This is a genomic window from Novosphingobium sp. PhB165, from assembly GCF_004341845.1.
Taxonomy (GTDB): domain Bacteria; phylum Pseudomonadota; class Alphaproteobacteria; order Sphingomonadales; family Sphingomonadaceae; genus Novosphingobium.
The window spans coordinates 339,494-355,751 of record NZ_SLVB01000002.1; the positions used below are offsets into that span (position 1 = coordinate 339,494).

Annotated in this window: 15 protein-coding genes; 9 read left to right on the plus strand and 6 right to left on the minus strand. The window is 65.3% G+C overall.

All coding sequences use genetic code 11. The features are described 5' to 3' along the window. Window positions 1–267 precede the first annotated feature (267 nt). The 4 genes from EDF56_RS07110 to car all read right to left on the minus strand — a co-directional run bounded on the left by EDF56_RS07110 (window position 268) and on the right by car (window position 6,307). On the minus strand, window positions 268–774 hold the full coding sequence (locus tag EDF56_RS07110; RefSeq protein WP_132386046.1) for a cytochrome P460 family protein: 507 nt from the start codon (window positions 772–774) through the stop codon (window positions 268–270). After that, window positions 774–1,820 (minus strand): alpha/beta hydrolase, encoded by a 1,047-nt coding sequence (locus EDF56_RS07115; protein WP_243652445.1) that lies wholly within the window; start codon window positions 1,818–1,820, stop codon window positions 774–776. The genes EDF56_RS07110 and EDF56_RS07115 overlap by 1 nt, the downstream gene beginning before the upstream one ends. A 210-nt stretch (window positions 1,821–2,030) precedes the next feature. After that, on the minus strand, window positions 2,031–2,762 hold the full coding sequence (locus EDF56_RS07120; RefSeq protein ID WP_207904651.1) for an enoyl-CoA hydratase/isomerase family protein: 732 nt from the start codon (window positions 2,760–2,762) through the stop codon (window positions 2,031–2,033). Further along, on the minus strand, window positions 2,759–6,307 hold the full coding sequence (gene car / locus EDF56_RS07125) for a carboxylic acid reductase (RefSeq protein WP_132386047.1): 3,549 nt from the start codon (window positions 6,305–6,307) through the stop codon (window positions 2,759–2,761). Before car ends, EDF56_RS07120 begins: the two co-directional genes overlap by 4 nt. A 149-nt stretch (window positions 6,308–6,456) precedes the next feature. Here car and EDF56_RS07130 point away from each other — a divergent pair, with 149 nt between their 5' ends. The 9 genes from EDF56_RS07130 (at window position 6,457) to EDF56_RS07170 (ending at window position 14,564) form a co-directional block, all read left to right on the plus strand. Continuing rightward, window positions 6,457–7,107, plus strand: coding sequence for a TetR/AcrR family transcriptional regulator (locus EDF56_RS07130; RefSeq protein ID WP_132386048.1), 651 nt, complete (start codon window positions 6,457–6,459; stop codon window positions 7,105–7,107). A gap of 151 nt (window positions 7,108–7,258) precedes the next feature. Continuing rightward, a complete protein-coding gene (locus EDF56_RS07135) occupies window positions 7,259–7,666 on the plus strand; it encodes a heme-binding protein (protein WP_132386049.1) in 408 nt (135 codons plus the stop codon). Window positions 7,667–7,770: 104 nt separating this feature from the next. Next, the gene (locus EDF56_RS07140; RefSeq protein WP_132386050.1) at window positions 7,771–8,187 is read left to right on the plus strand and encodes a thioesterase family protein; all 417 of its coding nucleotides are present in this window, start codon (window positions 7,771–7,773) and stop codon (window positions 8,185–8,187) included. 67 nt (window positions 8,188–8,254) lie between these two features. Continuing rightward, on the plus strand, window positions 8,255–8,773 hold the full coding sequence (locus tag EDF56_RS07145; RefSeq protein WP_132386051.1) for a helix-turn-helix transcriptional regulator: 519 nt from the start codon (window positions 8,255–8,257) through the stop codon (window positions 8,771–8,773). Beyond that, window positions 8,770–9,177 carry a VOC family protein gene (locus EDF56_RS07150; RefSeq protein ID WP_132386052.1) on the plus strand — a complete coding sequence of 136 codons (408 nt, stop codon included), beginning with the start codon at window positions 8,770–8,772 and terminating at the stop codon, window positions 9,175–9,177. Before EDF56_RS07145 ends, EDF56_RS07150 begins: the two co-directional genes overlap by 4 nt. A 68-nt stretch (window positions 9,178–9,245) precedes the next feature. Further along, window positions 9,246–10,352, plus strand: a complete 1,107-nt coding sequence (locus EDF56_RS07155; protein ID WP_132386053.1) for an NAD(P)/FAD-dependent oxidoreductase — start codon at window positions 9,246–9,248, stop codon at window positions 10,350–10,352. Window positions 10,353–10,529: 177 nt separating this feature from the next. Next, the gene (glsA, locus tag EDF56_RS07160) at window positions 10,530–11,519 is read left to right on the plus strand and encodes a glutaminase A (RefSeq protein ID WP_132386054.1); all 990 of its coding nucleotides are present in this window, start codon (window positions 10,530–10,532) and stop codon (window positions 11,517–11,519) included. 34 nt (window positions 11,520–11,553) lie between these two features. Further along, complete coding sequence (locus tag EDF56_RS07165) at window positions 11,554–13,179, plus strand: MFS transporter (protein WP_207904652.1); 1,626 nt, start codon at window positions 11,554–11,556, stop codon at window positions 13,177–13,179. Window positions 13,180–13,250: 71 nt separating this feature from the next. After that, entirely contained in the window at window positions 13,251–14,564 is a 1,314-nt protein-coding gene (locus EDF56_RS07170; protein WP_132386055.1) for a hypothetical protein, read from the plus strand. Here the strand turns inward: EDF56_RS07170 and pnuC are convergent. Together pnuC and EDF56_RS07180 are read right to left on the minus strand one after the other, a co-directional pair. After that, window positions 14,561–15,127, minus strand: a complete 567-nt coding sequence (gene pnuC, locus EDF56_RS07175; protein WP_132386056.1) for a nicotinamide riboside transporter PnuC — start codon at window positions 15,125–15,127, stop codon at window positions 14,561–14,563. The genes EDF56_RS07170 and pnuC overlap by 4 nt on opposite strands. Further along, window positions 15,127–16,257 (minus strand): phosphotransferase, encoded by a 1,131-nt coding sequence (locus EDF56_RS07180; RefSeq protein WP_132386057.1) that lies wholly within the window; start codon window positions 16,255–16,257, stop codon window positions 15,127–15,129. The genes pnuC and EDF56_RS07180 overlap by 1 nt, the downstream gene beginning before the upstream one ends. Between the last annotated feature and the right edge of the window lies 1 nt (window position 16,258).

Here is a 16,258-nt window from a genome sequence, read left to right on the forward strand (position 1 = left end):
ATGTCGCCTTGGCGTCGCGCGCTTTAGCCGTTGGTAACGCGGAGCAAGCTGCTTCCCGATCAAAAGCCGCGGACTGGACGATGTGCTCGCCGAAATGGGAGCGTGATTGAGACGAGCCAGTATCCCCTCGTCCTGTTTCTCAACCTATTTAATTGACATTGCGGCGTCAAGCGCCCGCGCCGCTGGCAAGAGGCATCCTGCCGCAAACCAATTCTATGGCCGGGCGAAGGCGGTCTTGACCCGCGTCGCGGGGCTTTCGCTCCACGATCAGGGCGCGTAGCGGGTGAACACGAAGTCGTGACCGGCGGCACGGGACTGGTGGCAGGACCAGCAGGTCTGATGCTGCGCGGCGTCTACCGGCTGACCGTTCACGAAGCGGCCGAATCCCCAGCCGCCGGTGGCAGCATAGCGCTTCGAATCCTTGACCATGACCTGCACCGTCGTCGCCGCGCCCGGGATCGAGGCGGGGGCAAACTCGGGCGACTGGACGTGCTTCCACGCCAGTTTCACCAGCACCGTGCCATCGGGGAAGGGCTGTGTCCCGGCGCGATAGGCTTTCATGGCCGTGGGGTTTCCAAGCGTCGTGCGCAGTTCGTCCAGCGGCGGGGCTTCCTGCGCGGGGGCGATCAGCTCCCAGCTCCGGTATCCTTTGGGAAGCGCGACACCGTAGATCGGGGAGACCGGCGCGGAACCTTCCGCACCGGCCTGAACCGCAAGAACGGCAGCGAGCAGCGCGCTGCTGCCGACAAGCACCATTCGCGAGATGCGCGGCATTACATCTTGTCCACGTCGATCACGGCCTGCGCGAAAGCCTCGGGCGCTTCCTGCGGCAGGTTGTGGCCGATGCCGCCACTGATGAGGCGGAAGGCGTAAGGCCCCTTGAACTTGGCGGCATAGGCGGCGGGATCGGGGTGGGGGGCGCCGTTGGCGTCGCCTTCCATGGTGATCGTCGGGATCGTGATGACCGGACCTGCCGCCAGTTTCGCCTCGTCGGCGTCGTACTGACGCTCGCCATCCGCGAGCCCGAGGCGCCAGCGGTAGTTGTGGATCACGACATCGACGTGGTCGGGATTGGCGAAAGAGGCCGTCGTGCGGTGGAACGTCTCGTCGTCGAAGTTCCAGCGGGGCGAGGCCGTCTGCCAGATCAGCCGCGCGAAGTCTTCGGTATTGGCTGCATAGCCGGCACGGCCGCGTTCGGTCGCGAAGTAGAACTGGTACCACCATTGCAGCTCTGCCTTGGGCGGCAGCGGCTTGGCGTTCACGGCGGGGCTGCCGATCAGGTAGCCGCTGACGGAGACCATCGCCTTGCAGCGCTCTGGCCAGAGCGCGGCCATGATGTTGACGGTGCGCGCGCCCCAGTCGAACCCGGCGACCAGCGCCCGCTTGATGCCCAGCGCGTCCATCAGCGCGATGCCGTCCGCCGCGATGGCGGCCTGCTGGCCGTTGCGCGAGGCCGTGGCGGAAAGGAACCGGGTGGTGCCATGGCCGCGCAAGTGGGGCACGATCACGCGGTAGCCCTTGGCCGCCAGAATATGCGCGGAGTCCGCGAAGGCGTGGATGTCGTAAGGCCAGCCGTGGAACAACAGCACCGGGCTACCCTTGGCCGGGCCCATTTCGACATAGCCGATATTCAACGGCCCGGCATCGATCTGCCTGACGGGGCCGAACGATCCGCCGATGCTGGCGGCGTCAGGCGCCGCTGCCGGGACGGCGGCCGAAGATATGGCCGGGAAGGCGGCGGCGGCCATGGCCGTGGAAGCAAGGCCAAGGAAGTGGCGCCGCCCGGTTTCAATCTTGCCGGGAGGTGGGGTGAAATTCATGTCCGATCATCCTTCCGTGACCGCCGATGCGCGGCCCGCCCTCATTGATTACGGCGAGCCGCCGCAGAGCGCCCGTTATGTGTCATGAGATTGTGTCAGTCAGCACACTTCGATTTGCCGGGGGGAAACCGTGTCAGGAAGCACAGGACCGGGCGAACGCGGGCAAAGTGTGGGAGTTACCGTCGTGGGGCGCGATGATCGCAGACGGCCTCAGGCCCTTCTAGCGGCCAGATTCGCCTGAAAGTCGGGGCCGTGCCCCTCTGTCCGGTGCAGTTCCCACGCAAGCCCCTGCGAGAGGGACATGCCGTCGGTCTCCAGCACCAGCTTCTTGATAGCGCGGTTCGAACGCGCGCTGTTGGCAAGGATCGATTGGCACAGTGCGCTGGCGTGCTGCTCCAACTCCCCATCGGGAACGCAGCGGTTGGCGAGCCCGATGGCCTCCGCTTCCGGGCCGCGACACCGCCGTCCGGTGAACATCAGTTCCATCGCCTTGTGTGAACCGACGCGGCGAGGGAGCCGCTGGGTCAGGCCCCAGATCGGCACGAGGTCCCACTTGCTGTGCGTGTCTGCAAACTCGGCCGTTTCGGCAGCGATGATGATGTCCGCCGCCAGCGCCAGTTCCAGCCCGCCCGTAAAGCAATGCCCCTGAACCGAGGCGACGACGGGCACCGGCAGGCCGGCGAGCCGTTCGATCACGTCGTTGGCAGAGCGCTCCACCTCGTAGCTTTCGGTGGCCGCAAGATCGTCGAGATCATGCCCCGCGCAAAAGCTGCGGCCATTGGCCTTGAGGTGGACGCATGCTGCGCCTTCGATGCCGTGCCGGAGGTGCTCGTCGAGCGCGGCGAACATCTCGCTTGTCAGCGCGTTCAGCTTCTCCGGCCGGTTGAGCGTGATGGTGTGAACGCCGTCCACGACCGCGCAGAGAACGGACGCGCCGCTCACTTCAGGAAGCCGATCTGCTTGAGATCATCGACATATTTGTGGATGAGCCCGGCCGAAATGCCCGGGATTGCATGACCCGCCGCTTCGGACGCGCTCTGGAAGCGTTCGACCGGCACGAAGGACTTTGCCACCGCCGCCTGCGGACGCCGGTAGGGCTCCATGATCGCGAGCAAGGACTGGTGCCGCGCTTCCTCCGGCAAGGCGTTCATCGCCGTTTCGAAGCGCGAGAGCCAGTCGGCATAGCTGTCGATCCGCTCGATTTCGCAGCCCGCCTCGATCATCCAGTCCACGAAAGTATCGAGCGACACCCCGTCGTCATGCGGATTGGCGAGGTTGTAGGCGTGGAAGCCTTTCCGGTTGGCAAGGCCGATGGCCGTGATCGCATCCGCCAGCAGGTCCACCGCGATGCCCTCGTACCGCGCGACGGGACGCCCGCCCGAGAGGTTCTCGGCATAGAACGTCGCGGGCGCGACGCCGGTGATCGCGAGGCTGTAGAGCAGGCGCGTGAACATGTCGGGCACATTGAGCTGGCCAACATAGCGGCTGTGCGCGAGGATCATGCCGGGGCGGAAAACGCTGACCGGCAAGGAACACAGGTCATGCGCCTCGCGCAGCAGCACTTCGCCGGCCCATTTGCTGATGTTGTAGCCATTGGCATAGTCGTCACTGAGTTCGGCCGTGGGGATCGCCTCGCGAATATCGCCGTCCTCGCCCACCGGCCGCCCGGCCAACGCCATCACGCCGAGCGTCGAGACATAGTCGAAATGCTTGAGGCGGTGCGTCAGGGCCAGACGGATCAGTTCCGCCGTGCCGCCGACATTGGCAGTGAACAGCTGGTTGTAGGGCAGCACATGGTTTACATGCGCGGCGGTGTGGGCGATGAGGTCCACGGTTTCGGCAAGGCGGTTCCATGTCGCCTCGTCCAGACCGAGGCCGGGCAGTCCCAGATCGCCCGGCAGCACTTCGAGATGGTCCTTAGCCAGCGCCCGGAAATGGCGAAGCAGCGCGGGATCGCTGTCCAGCGCTTCCTCTACCCGCTGCAAGGCCTGTGCGTGATTGGCGCCGCGCGCGACAAGGATCAGCCTGCCGCCGGTCTTCGCCATGCGCTCCAGCCAGGAAATCGCCTGAAAGCGGCCGAGGAAGCCGGTTGAGCCTGTCAGCAGCACGGTCCGGACAGTCTCGGCCGGGGCCGGAAGGCGGGGGGCGGCGGCGAGCATCTCGGCCGGGATGAACTTCTCCAGCTTGAAGTCGGCGGCATGGATCGTGGTGCCGTCCGCCGCGTGGACCGTCGAGAAGCTCGGGCGCGTGCTGCCCGATCGCAACGCTTCCACGTAGTCGGCGATCAGGCGCAAGTCGCCGGCGGGATTGATGATGACGCCCACCGGCACCTCGACGCCGAAGATCTCCTCCAGCAGCATCGAGAAGGAGAGGGCGGAAAGCGAATCCCCGCCTAGGTCGGTGAAGCGGGACTGCGGCGTCACATCCGTTTCCGCGACGCCCAGCGTGGCCTTCACGGCGCGGGCGACCGTTTCGATCACCGGGCGATCCGTGCTCCCGTTGCGCAGTGCCCGCAGCTCGCTGACCTGATCCTGCGCGATCTGCGCATAGACAGCTTCAAGGCGCGCGCCGTAGCGATCCTTGAACTTGGGGCGGCTGAACTTGCCAATGCCGGTGAGCAATCCGTTTTCGGAGCTGAACGGCTCAGTCTCGATCAGGAAGTCGCGCGGGACTTCGTAGCTGGCAAGACCGTGCTCCTCGGCAACTTCCTGCAGGGCGCGGCGGATTGCGGCCTTGACCCGATCGGCCGCCTCGCCGCCTTGGACATATTGGGTCATCAGTTCCGCCGACGGCACTGCGACCGCCAGCAGGAAAGCACGGTCGCTGCTGCCGTAGACGTATATCTGCCGGATCGGCGGGCTCTGCGTGTAGAGCGCCTCCAGCCGCGCGATGGCCACGAATTCGCCTTGCGACAACTTCTGCACGTTGTTCACGCGGTCAAGATAGATCAGCTGGTCCGGTCCGGTCAGTGCCATCACGTCGCCCGAACGGTAGAAGCCGTCCTCGGTGAACTTTTCCGCCGTGAGATCGGGGCGCTTGTAATAGCCGTCCATGAACTTGGCGATCTTCACCAGGAATTCGCCGCGCGGATAGGGCTTGTCGGTCGTGAAATATCCCAGTTCCGGCACATCGGCGAGCTTGTAGTCGATCACGGGCGGGCGCTGGATCCTGCCGTCCACCAGCACGGTCGCCGTCGCCATTTCGGTGGAGGAATAGCCGATGGCCATATGGATGCCGAGCATCGACAGCATGAACTGGTGCACTTCGGGCGACAGTACCGCCGAGCCGCAGCCGACCGAGAGCAAGCGGCCGCCCAGCAGCTTTTCGCGCATCTCCAGCTTGACCTCCTGCTGCGCGGCGGCCTCGTCAGCGCCCTTGGCGATGCGGCGGTCCACTTCTCCGAGATAGTGCTGGTAGAGCATTTCGCACACGCGCGGGACCAGCGAGGCCATCGTCGGGCGCGCCATGGCGAGATCCTCGAACAGGGTCGAAAGATCGCTCTTGGGCGAACAGAAGCTCGTGCCGCCGTTCGCGAGCGCGAGGAAGAGATAGCCATAGCCGACCATGTGGCTCATCGGCATGAAGCTGAGCGTGATCGAGGGCTTTTCCGCCGCGTAGAGCCAGGTGTTGCGGATCGTCTGCTCGGCGATCATCGCGCCCTTGGGCGTGCCGGTGGTGCCGGACGTATAGAACAGCCAGGTCAGCGGATCGTCCTGCTCCGAGACGTGGAGCGGCACTTCGGGCAGCGAGCGGCCGCGTGCGATCACGTCTTGCAGCGTATCGACCGCGATCGGGCAAGCGGCGGCCTTCAGCCGCTCGCGAGCGGCTTCGAAGCGCTCGCGCTGGGTGTCGTCTCGCGGCTCGTAGTCGAACACGATCAGGCGCGGGGGAACAGTGCCGGACAACACCGCCTCAACGGCGGAGTCGATATATTCGATGCCTGTGGCAAGCACGCTCGGCTCCGTCTCGGCAATGATGTCGGCATGCTGGCTGGCTGGAGCGGTCGCCTGCAAGGGCACGTTGACGGCGCCGAGATGGATGTTCGCCAGCGCGAGCGTGGCATAGTCCGCGCTGGCGAAGCCAAGGATGGCCACGAAGTCGCCCGGTTTCACCGGATGCCCGGCATGATGGTGCCAGTCCGTCGCGGTTGCTTTCACCCGAGACCATAGTTCGCCGAAAGTGCAGGTTTCGAAATGGCCGAGAATTCGGGCGGAGGTGCGTCCGCTGGAAGCGTCCGTTACGAATTCCCGCGCCCGCTGGCCGATGGCGGGGCGGTCGGCATAGCCCTCCATGACGGTCTGCACGACCTGGGCGAGCCGCAGACCCGGTTGCCGCTTCGCGTCGGTGACCGCAGCGCGAGGCAGAGCGTCACGGAACTGTGCATCCTCGACCACGAGCAATTCGAAGCGCGCCTTGCCCCAGTCGGTGGTCGCGCCGCCGGTGAACAGCGCGCCCTTGACGGGCGTATCGATCGTGGCCGTCGTCATGCATCACTCCATCATCGTGCCGCCCGTTGGGGGCTTTGCACGATTGGTGACGCGTCATCCGAACGAAAGCAAGTGACTGGTTGCTTGTTTTGGCAGAGGTCGTTTGCTATCGCCGCGCCAGTCAATTTGCTTGTCTGACAGGATACCTGATGCCGCCCTCCTTCCCCGGCGATACCGAGACCCAGGCTGCGCCATTGCCGCCACGCAGGGTCTACCGGCCCGGCACCGAGCGCCGTCAGGAGATCATCGCCGCAGCGCGGGAGGCCTTCGTCCGATCAAGCTTTGCCGGCGCCCGCACGCGCGACATTGCCGAGGCTGCGGGCGTCAATCAGGCCACCCTGTTCAAACACTTCCCCACCAAGGAGAAGCTGTTCGAGGAAGCTGTGCTGCAACCGTTGATCGAGGCACTGCGTGTCGTGCAGGGCCGGGTCGAGGTCTATCAGGCGGCAGAAACGCCCGAGGAGATGGGCAAACTGGCACAGCCTGCCACCATGCAGCATCTCGCGGCGATGCAGGAAACGCTGCCGCTGCTCGTGACCGCGCTGTTTTCCGATCTGGAGCGCGGGCGGCGGCTCTACCGCGATCACATCGAGCCGCTCATCCGCAAGCGCGGGGCCGTGCTCGAACCGCTGGTGAAGGAGGGCGTGGACCCGGAATTCGTCGGGCTGGCGGGCTTCGGCATGATGTTCGCGGTGGCCATGCAGCAATGGCTGGGTGAACAGCCGGGCGATCTGGCGCCCGTCGCCGAGCAGTTCAACCGCGTGCTCACCGGGGGCTTCGCGCGCAGCGGCAGCCGGTGATCGAGCGCGCCAATTGCGATGCTGCATCGCGGGCGCGCGGCGAAGCGAACGCAATCGTTCTGGAATGGCGCGCGCGCAGTGCTAAGAGCCGGCTGCCTCATCACAGATGCGCCGGGCCGCAGGGCCCGCGCCCGGAATGGAAACGGATAGCATGAAAACCAAACACAGTCTTGAAGCCGCCGACGTCAAGGCGATCCTGGCCGCCGCCGAGGCTGAGGCCCAGGCCAATGGCTGGGCCGTGACCATCGCCGTGGTCGACGACGGAGGCCACCCGCTAGGCCTGCTGCGGATGGACGGCGCTTCCGCCAGCACCGCGCACATGGCGCCCAGCAAGGCCGTTACCTCGATCATGGGCCGCCGCGATTCGGGGAATTACGAACAGATGGTCGCCGATGGCCGCGTGGCGATGCTGTCGGCTCCCTCGCTGGAGGCGCTGCTGGAAGGCGCGGTGCCGATCGTCGTCGACGGGGATTTCGTCGGCGCCGTGGGCGTGTCGGGCGTCAAGTCGCACCAGGACGCGCAGATCGCGCGCGCGGGTATCGCGGCGATTATTGCCTGATTTCAGGCCGCGCCGGCACGGGTCGGCGCGGCTTCCTGAAGGGCGGAGGGATTACCTCCAAATGCCGCTATCTCGCGCATCGCCGAGGTGCTATTGACGTATAGGTGAACTACGCGATTCCCTACCGCTTCCCGATCGGCATCGATCCCGACGACATCGACTTCATGGGTCATGTCAACAATGCTAGCTACCTGAAATGGGTGCAGGCGGCGGTGCTGGATCATTGGCGCGCCATCGCCCCGGCTGAGGCGATCGCCCAGCACTTGTGGGTCGCGATCAAACACGAGATCACCTACCGCAGGCCCGCCTTCCTCGAAGATGACGTGATTGCCACTGTGCTCCTTGAAAAGGTGCAGGGGGCGCGCGCTTTCTACGAAACCGTGATCCGTCGCGGCGAGGAAGTGCTGGCCGAAGTCAAGTCGAGCTGGTGCTGCATCGATGCAGACACCAAGCGTCCCGCGCGCCTTGCCCGCGACGTGATCCAGCGCTTCTTCTCGGTCGAGGAAGCCGAACAGGCCTGATCAGCCTGAGCGGCGTGCAGCTTCCGCCAGTATTGGCCCGATCCCGTTAGACGGCTAGGTTGGGTGCATGGCATCCGACCACCCCACAGGCGCGCGCCCTGCCTCCGCCAACTACCACGCCTTGCTGCTGCGCCGACTCCTGCGTGCGAAGGACGGCATGGATGCCCTGTCGCACGAGGATTGGCCAATCCAGAGGCTCGCCAGCGTCAGCGGCGTGTCGGAGGCCCATTTCGCGCGCTCGTTCCGGCAGGCCTTCGGCATGCCGCCGCACCGCTACCTGCTGACCCGGCGGATCGAACGGGCCAAGGCCTTGCTCCGTGACACCGATCTGGCCGTTACCGCGATTGCCTTCGAGACGGGCTGGAACAGTCTCGGCACTTTCGGGCGCACTTTCCGCGATGTCGTGGGGGAGAGCCCGGGCGCCTTCCGGATCCGCGAACAGGCCGCGCTGGAGGGCTTCGGGCGCATTCCAGCCTGCTATCTCAGCGCGGCGCACCGGCCGAATCTCACCATAGCAGTTTCGGAGAAGCGCAGGCAGGAATGCAGCGATAAGTCAGCCGGGTCTCAAGCAATGGAGGTCCCATGAGCGATGCAATTCAAGTAGTCGGCCTATATGTCCGCGATCAGGACGAAGCCCACGAATTCTACGTCGGCAAGCTGGGTTTTCAGGTCCACACAGATCAGCGCAACGGCGACTATCGCTGGCTGACCGTGCAGCATCCGGAGCAGCCGTCCTTCCAACTCGGCCTCTTCCGCCCGCAAGCGCCGATGCATGATCCGGCAACGGCACAGGCGCTGTGCGAACTGGTGGCCAAGGGGGCGATGCCGCCTCTGGTCATGGCGGTCGACGATTGCCGCGCGACCTATGCGCGGCTGCGCGAGCGCGGCGTCGAGTTCACGCAGGAACCCATCGCGCGCTATGGCAATGTCGATGCCAATTTCCGTGATCCGTCCGGAAACGGCTGGAAGATCATCCAGTCGGGCGCCTGATTGGCGGAAATTCCCGCATGGCTCGCAAAATGCGTTTCATGTTCCGCTACTTGGCCTAAAGTCGGCGGATGGATGAAGTCGGCGCGATTGTGGTAGGGGCGGGGGTGGTCGGTCTTGCGGTCGCGCGGGCACTTGCGCTTGCAGGTCACGAGGTGATGATCCTTGAGCGTGAGCGGCAGTTCGGCACGATTACGTCCTCGCGCAACAGCGGCGTGATCCACGCCGGGCTCTACTATCCCGATGGTTCCTTGAAAGCGGCGCTCTGCGTTGAGGGGCGCCGCCTTCTCTACGACTTTTGCGAGGAACGCGGCGTCGCGCACCGGCGCTGCGGCAAGCTCATCATCGCCGCGAGCGAGGAGGAATTCCCCGCGCTCGACGCCGTGATGGCGCGCGGCGCGGCGGCGGGAGTGGACGATCTCGTGCGGCTCAGCCCCGCAGAGGCCCGCGCGATCGAGCCGGAACTGAACTGCGCGGGGGCGATCCACTCACCGTCGAGCGGCATCGTCGACCAGCACGAACTGATGCTGGCATTGCTGGGCGAGGCCGAAGCGCACGGGGCGATGCTGGTATGCGATGCGCCGGTGAGCGACGTGGCCCGGGTCGGCTCGCATTGGGTCGTCGAAATCGGCGACACGCGGCTATCGGCGCCGATCCTCGTCAATGCCGCCGGGCTGGGCGCGCAGGCGCTGGCGCGGACGATCGAAGCGCTCGATCCGGCGCTGGTCCCGCCACAGTTTCTCGCCAAGGGCTGCTATTTCTCCTATTCCGGACGGGTTCCGTTCACGCGGCTGATTTATCCGGTCCCGGGGCCAGCCAGCCTCGGCACCCATTTCACGCTGGACCTTGGCGGACAGGCGCGGTTCGGTCCGGACATCCATTGGGTCGATGCGATCGACTATACTGTCGACCCAGCGCTGAAACCGGAATTCCTTGCGGCGGCTCGCCGGATCTGGCCGGAAGTCGAGGAGGAACGCTTGCAGCCCGCTTATGCCGGAATCCGCCCCAAGCTGGCCGGGCCCGGCATGGCAACTGCGGATTTTGTGCTGCAAGGCGAAGAGGTTCACGGTCTTTCCGGCCTCATCAATCTGTTCGGGATCGAATCGCCGGGGCTCACCGCATCGTTGGCGATTGCCGGGCGGGTGGCGGCGATGGTCGGGCCGCGCGGGTACGGCTGACGGATCTTGCTTTTAGGCCGTGCGAAGACTGCCAATTTCGCATAAGCTGTTCCAGATACTGCCAATGTGCCGAGAAATCGCAGGTACACGTCGGGCAGACAGGCGCTACGATCCAAGTTCTCGATTCCCTGAATACCGACAGAACCCGTCCCCGGTTCACAGGCAGGATCCGATACCATGGAGGAAGAGGCAGACACGCCGTTTGTTTCCACCGGGCACCTTCCTCCTTCGTCGCAGGTCCAGCGCCTGATCGAGCGGTCTTACGACCTGTTCCGGCACAATGACGATGGCGCCTGCTCGCAGACTTATCCGGCGCTTGCACGCGTTCCCCGCGAATTGTTTGGTCTCTGCATGGTGGGAACCGACGGCTCCGTTCACGCCGTGGGCGATGCCGATCATGACTTCACGATCATGAGCGTCTCCAAGCCGTTCGTCTTCGCCCTGGTGTGCCAGCAGATCGGACCGGCGGCGGCGCGGGACAGGATCGGCGTGAACGCGACCGGCTTTCCCTTCAATTCGGTAGTGCCGTTCGACATGAACGTCGATGGACGCACCAACCCGATGGTCAATTCCGGCGCCATCGCCACCACCAGTCTGGTGCCCGGCGCCACGGCGGAGGCGAAGTGGGCCTTCGTTCTGGACGGCCTTTCGGCATTTGCCGGACGGGAACTTGCGCTGAACGCCGAAGTGCTGGCCTGCGCGCGCGAAACCAATCTGCGCAATCGCGGCATCGCGCAGCTCCTGCACAGCAACGGGCGCGTCTATTGCGATCCGATGGAGGCGCTGGACATCTACACGATGCAGTGCGCGCTCGATGTTACGGCGAGGGACATCGCGGTGATGGGCGCCACGCTTGCCGACGGGGGTGTCAATCCGGTGACCCGCAGGCGCGTCGTTGACCAGATGACGTGCCATTACACTTTGGCCGTGATGGCGACGGCGGGGCTCTACGAAACCTCGGGAGACTGGCTCTACGAAATCGGCCTGCCGGGAAAGAGCGGCATCGGCGGCGGCCTCGTGGCGGTTTCGCCGGGCAAAGGCGGGCTCGGGACATTCTCCCCGCTGCTGGACCCGGCGGGAAACAGCGTGCGCGGCCAACTCGCGGCGAAATATCTGTCCGGGCAGCTTGGAATGGACCTGTTTCTTTCGTCCGGGCCCGAAAACTAGGGCTCGTCTCGTTTCTCGCAGCAAAGGAGTGCATATGACCGACGCGCGGCCGAGGATCGATCGGGACGAAAAGCGATCATGGGTCCCCATGATCGCGATTGCGCTGGCGCAGGCGATGATGTCCTACAATGTGGCGTCGCTGCCCGTCGCGATGGGCGGGATGGTCGAATCCTTCGGTGTGCCACCGACCACGGTGGCGACCGGGATCGTCATGTATTCCTCGATCGTGGCCGGTTTCGTGATGCTGGGCGCGAAGCTCAACCAGCGGTTCGGCTCGGTGCTCATTTTTCGCACCATGGTAATCCTGTTCGGGCTGGCACAACTGGTAATGACGCTGAGCCCATCGGCCAGTTTCATGATCTTCGCGCAGGCGCTCAGCGGGGCGGCGGCAGCGGTACTCGTTCCCGCGCTGGTGGCGCTGATCGCGGAGAATTACCGGGGCGTGCAACAGGCAACCGCGCTGGGTACGTTGGGATCGGCACGGGCGGGAGCGGGCGTCTCCGCATTCCTGATCGGCGGTTTTCTCGGCACGAATTTCGGATGGCGCCCGGCTTTCGCGCTCATGGTCATCCTTGCCGTGGTGATCTTCCTGCTGAGTTTTCGCCTGCGCAAGGACAAGGGCGATCCCGATATCCGGATCGACGGCGTCGGCGTGGTGCTTGCCGCTGCATCGATCCTATCGATCACGTTCGGCCTCAACAATCTCAACGGGTGGGGCACGGTGATGGCGACCCCCAATGCCCCGTTTGCGGTGCTGGGCCTCTCACCGGCGCCGTTCCTGATCCTTGTGGGTGTGGTGCTTGGCCAGACGTTCTTCCATTGGACCCGCAGGCGGGAACGGGCCGGGCAGACGCCCTTGCTGGCGCTGGCCGTCATCGATTCCCCGCTGGAGCGCGCTGCCGTCTACGCCATGTTCGCGGTGGTCGCACTGGAGGCGATGCTGAATTTCACGATTCCGCTCTACATCCAGATCGTGCAGGGCCGTTCGGCCTGGGCGACAACCGTGGCGATGCTGCCGTTCAACCTGACGGTGTTCTTCGCCGCGATCCTTGTCGTGCGTTTCTACAAGCGGCTTACCCCGCGCACGATCGGCCGATTGGGCTTTTGCTTCTGCACCGCTGCGCTGCTTTGGCTGGCCTTCGTGGTACGTAACGACTGGAGTTCGGGGCCGGTGCTGATCGGGCTTGTGGCTTTCGGAATAGGGCAGGGCGCGCTGGTGACGCTGCTGTTCAACGTGCTGGTCACGGCTTCTCCCGCGTCGCTGGCGGGCGATGTGGGCGCCTTGCGCGGCACGACGAACAATCTGGCCAGCGCCGTGGGCACGGCTGTCGCCGGGGCGTTGCTGGTCGCGCTGCTCAGTGCGACTGTCATGACCCGCCTGGCCGGAAGCCCCATTCTGACGGAGGAGGTGGCCTCGGAGCTTGACCTTGGCAACATCAACTTCGTGAGCAACGACCATCTCGAAACCGTTCTGGCAGATACCACCGCCTCGCCCGAGCAACGTGCGAAGGCGCTGCTCATCAATACCGAGGGGCGGCTCTGGGCGCTCAAGGTCGGGCTGCTGCTGATGGCGGGGATCGCGTTCCTGGGGATCGTGCCGGCGGGCCGCCTGCCCGATTACCTTGAGGGTGAAGTTCCCGATCCATCGCCGGATTCCTGACCGTGCGCTTCCCCGCCGCGATATCTGCGCGCCCGGATTGCGCAGGGGCCTGAACATGGTGAGATGAAGGCATGACGATACCTCCTCTCGACCATGTCGAAGGCGACGCGACCGGGCTGACGATCCCCGCGCATACGGCGGCGCTCACGGCGGCGGGCCCTCAGTTCCTGACAAAGGCCATGCGCGCCTTCGGTGCGCTGGGGCCAGACAATGCCGTGCGCGAGATCGTCCGGATCGAGCCTTGCGCGGGCGGCAGCACCGGCGAGAAGTGCTTCCTGTCAGTCACGTACGAGCGGCCCGATCCCGCGCTCCACTGTGAGCTTTTCGTCAAGTTCTCGCGCGATTTCTCGGATGCCGGGCGCGACAATCGCGGCAAGCATGAGATGGTCGGCGAAGTCCGTTTCGCCCGCTATGCCGCGCAGCATCCCCTGCCGGTACCCACGCCCAGGACCTACTTCGCCGACTATAACGCGGCGAGCCACACGGGCATGCTGATTACCGAGACGATCCCCTTCGGCAATGCCGGTATCGAGCCGCAGCACCAGAAATGCATGGATCATCTGCTGGGCGAGCCGCTCGCGTACTATCGCGTGATCGTGGAGGCTCTGGCCCGGATCGCGGCGATCCAGTGCCGGGCGGAGGAGGCATCCGCCATCGAGGCGGTGTTCGCCTATGACGCGCAGGCTCTGGCAGCCTCGACCGGGCTTCGGATCACTGCAAGCGAGGTTGAACTCCGGGAAAAACTGGCCGAACTGGCCGCATTCGTGGACGATTGCGGGCACTTACTGCCACCGGGACTCGCGCTTGAAACCATTGGCAAAGTCGCTCGCGAGGCACCGCAATTCCTGCGCCGGCAGGAGGAGTTGTCCCACTACCTGACGCGGCCCGGTCCCTTGATCGCGCTGTGCCACTGGAACGCCAATATCGACAATTGCTGGTTCTGGCGCGACCGGGAGGGGCAATTGCACTGCGGGTTGATGGACTGGGGCAATGCCGGTCAGATCAACCTCGCCTTTGCGCTCTGGGGCTGCCTGAGCGGCGCGCCTTCAGATATCTGGACCGATCATCTCGACGAATTGCTCGGCCATTTTGCCGCCACTTATGCGGCTGCGAGCGGTGCCGGGATCGACGCGGACGAACTGCTGCTCAACCTGCGGCTCTACATCAGCTTCATGGGGCTATCCTATTTCCTCGACAGCCCGGCGCGCATCCGGGCGCGGACGCCCGATTTGCACAATGCCCACAGCTATCGAGACCCGCTGGTCACGCAAGATCAGAGCACGCGCAATCAGCTTCACATGCTGGGCAATGTGCTGACCGTGTGGCAACGCTTCGGTCTTGGCGCGGATGCCTTGCCGAAACTCCCGGAAAACGCGGGTTCCTAGGCCGGCATGGGGCGCCGGGCCTGCTGCCAACGCAGGTAACCCAGCACGGCAAGCGCGACCATCGCCGCATAGAGCCCCGCCGTCAGCCACAAGCCCTTGAACACGAACATCCCGACATAGAGCACGTCCGCCACGATCCACAGCAGCCAACTGGCCGAATGCCGCCGCGCAGTCCAGTACTGGGCGACAAGGCTGAAGCTGCTCAGCGTCGAATCCATCCAGGGCAGCGCCGCGTCGGTATAGTGGCTGGTGAACCAGCCGATGGCGACCGCGCCCACGGCGCCTGCCGCCAACCCTACGCAGGCCTGCAAGGGAGGCAGCGGCTCCACGACGACTTCTCCGGCATCGTGCTTCCCCCGCGCCCAGACCGCCCAGCCGTAGAGCAGGGCAATCCCGAACAGCGCTTGCAGCACCATGTCGGCATAGAGCCGCACGTCGAGGAACAACTTGAAGTAGAGCGCACAGGCCAGAAGGCTGACGGGCCAGCAGAGCATCCAGCGTTTGGCGGTCAGCCAGATCCCGAGGAAGCTGACGACGACGGCGATGATTTCCAGTGCCGACATCAGGCGAGTGCTCCGTTTTCCAACGCCATCAGGAAGTTCCGGCCCGGCGGGGAGCGGAACCATTCCGCGTGATCGACAAGATAGTCCTGCCACGCCAGCATCGCCTGATCGCCATCGCCCAGAATACCGGCGAAATAGTCGATCTCCGACAGCGCGAATTCCACATGCGCAAGCGGCAGCAGGCGGACGAGAGTCTCGATTTCGGCGCGGGCCAGCGGCAGGACCGTCTGATAGCCCGCAAGAAGCGCGAGGGCGGCTCCTGCATCGGCGGCGTTTTGGCCCAGTTCCAGCCACGGAACTGCGGTGCGCTCGATGGCGGTGGCCAGATCGTGGAGCGCACAGGTTCGCGTTGCCAGTCCGAAGTCGAACACAGTGGTCACGGTGCCCTCGGGCGACCAGAGCAAGTTCGAGGGGTGCCAGTCGTTATGCGTCCAGAGCGGCGGCTGGCTCTCCAGCCGTTCGGCCAGTCCGCTGCCCAGCATCGCGAACAGGAGGGCCAGTTCCTCGCGCCACGGCATGTTCGCAAGGAACCCGGCGATCGCCGGACGGGTGGCCACATAGGCCTCGGCTGCGGCCAGAGGATCGCGCGAGGGCACGATAGTGAAGCTCGCGATCAGCGGATGGCGCCCGCGCGCAGGCGCCGCGAAATCGCGTGCGGCCAGATGCAGCCGCCCCAGCGCCGCCCCCGCCTCATGGGCGTGGTCGTGCGAGAGGAACGGCGTCCACGATTGCCGGTCGCGATAAAGATCGATGCCGGGCGCCTTGCGGTGGAGTTCGTAGCTCCAGTCACCCTGAATGACCGCGCCCGAGCCGTCCGACGCCGCCATGACCTCCGGCACCATCACGCCTGCAGACCGCAAGTGGGCCATGAACTCGTGCTCTTCCGCCAGCGCGAGCGGCGTCCGCACCAGCCGATGGTGGCGCTTGAGCAGGAACTCCCCTTGGCTCGCCTGCACCAGTGTCGCCGCAGAGAACGGGCGCGGCGAGTGCCAGTGCAGCGCGGCAAGCCGCCCGGCGGCCGGGAAATGGGCGAGGATCGCCTCGGCCTCGGCCGCCGTGATGGCGGGCCAGTCCGGTGTCTCCAGATCCATGCCCATGCCATGCACGAGATGGGGCGCCGCGCCGCTCATG

Coding starts and splice junctions, on each gene's coding strand:
- EDF56_RS07115 (WP_243652445.1), bottom strand. CDS start 1,820: ATGAATTTCACCCCACCTCCCGGCAAGATTGAAACCGGGCGGCGCCAC.
- car (WP_132386047.1), bottom strand. CDS start 6,307: ATGACGACGGCCACGATCGATACGCCCGTCAAGGGCGCGCTGTTCACC.
- EDF56_RS07170 (WP_132386055.1), top strand. CDS start 13,251: ATGACGATACCTCCTCTCGACCATGTCGAAGGCGACGCGACCGGGCTG.
- EDF56_RS07165 (WP_207904652.1), top strand. CDS start 11,554: ATGACCGACGCGCGGCCGAGGATCGATCGGGACGAAAAGCGATCATGG.
- pnuC (WP_132386056.1), bottom strand. CDS start 15,127: ATGTCGGCACTGGAAATCATCGCCGTCGTCGTCAGCTTCCTCGGGATC.
- EDF56_RS07145 (WP_132386051.1), top strand. CDS start 8,255: ATGGCATCCGACCACCCCACAGGCGCGCGCCCTGCCTCCGCCAACTAC.
- EDF56_RS07110 (WP_132386046.1), bottom strand. CDS start 774: ATGCCGCGCATCTCGCGAATGGTGCTTGTCGGCAGCAGCGCGCTGCTC.
- EDF56_RS07180 (WP_132386057.1), bottom strand. CDS start 16,257: ATGAGCGGCGCGGCGCCCCATCTCGTGCATGGCATGGGCATGGATCTG.
- glsA (WP_132386054.1), top strand. CDS start 10,530: ATGGAGGAAGAGGCAGACACGCCGTTTGTTTCCACCGGGCACCTTCCT.
- EDF56_RS07130 (WP_132386048.1), top strand. CDS start 6,457: ATGCCGCCCTCCTTCCCCGGCGATACCGAGACCCAGGCTGCGCCATTG.
- EDF56_RS07135 (WP_132386049.1), top strand. CDS start 7,259: ATGAAAACCAAACACAGTCTTGAAGCCGCCGACGTCAAGGCGATCCTG.
- EDF56_RS07155 (WP_132386053.1), top strand. CDS start 9,246: ATGGATGAAGTCGGCGCGATTGTGGTAGGGGCGGGGGTGGTCGGTCTT.
- EDF56_RS07150 (WP_132386052.1), top strand. CDS start 8,770: ATGAGCGATGCAATTCAAGTAGTCGGCCTATATGTCCGCGATCAGGAC.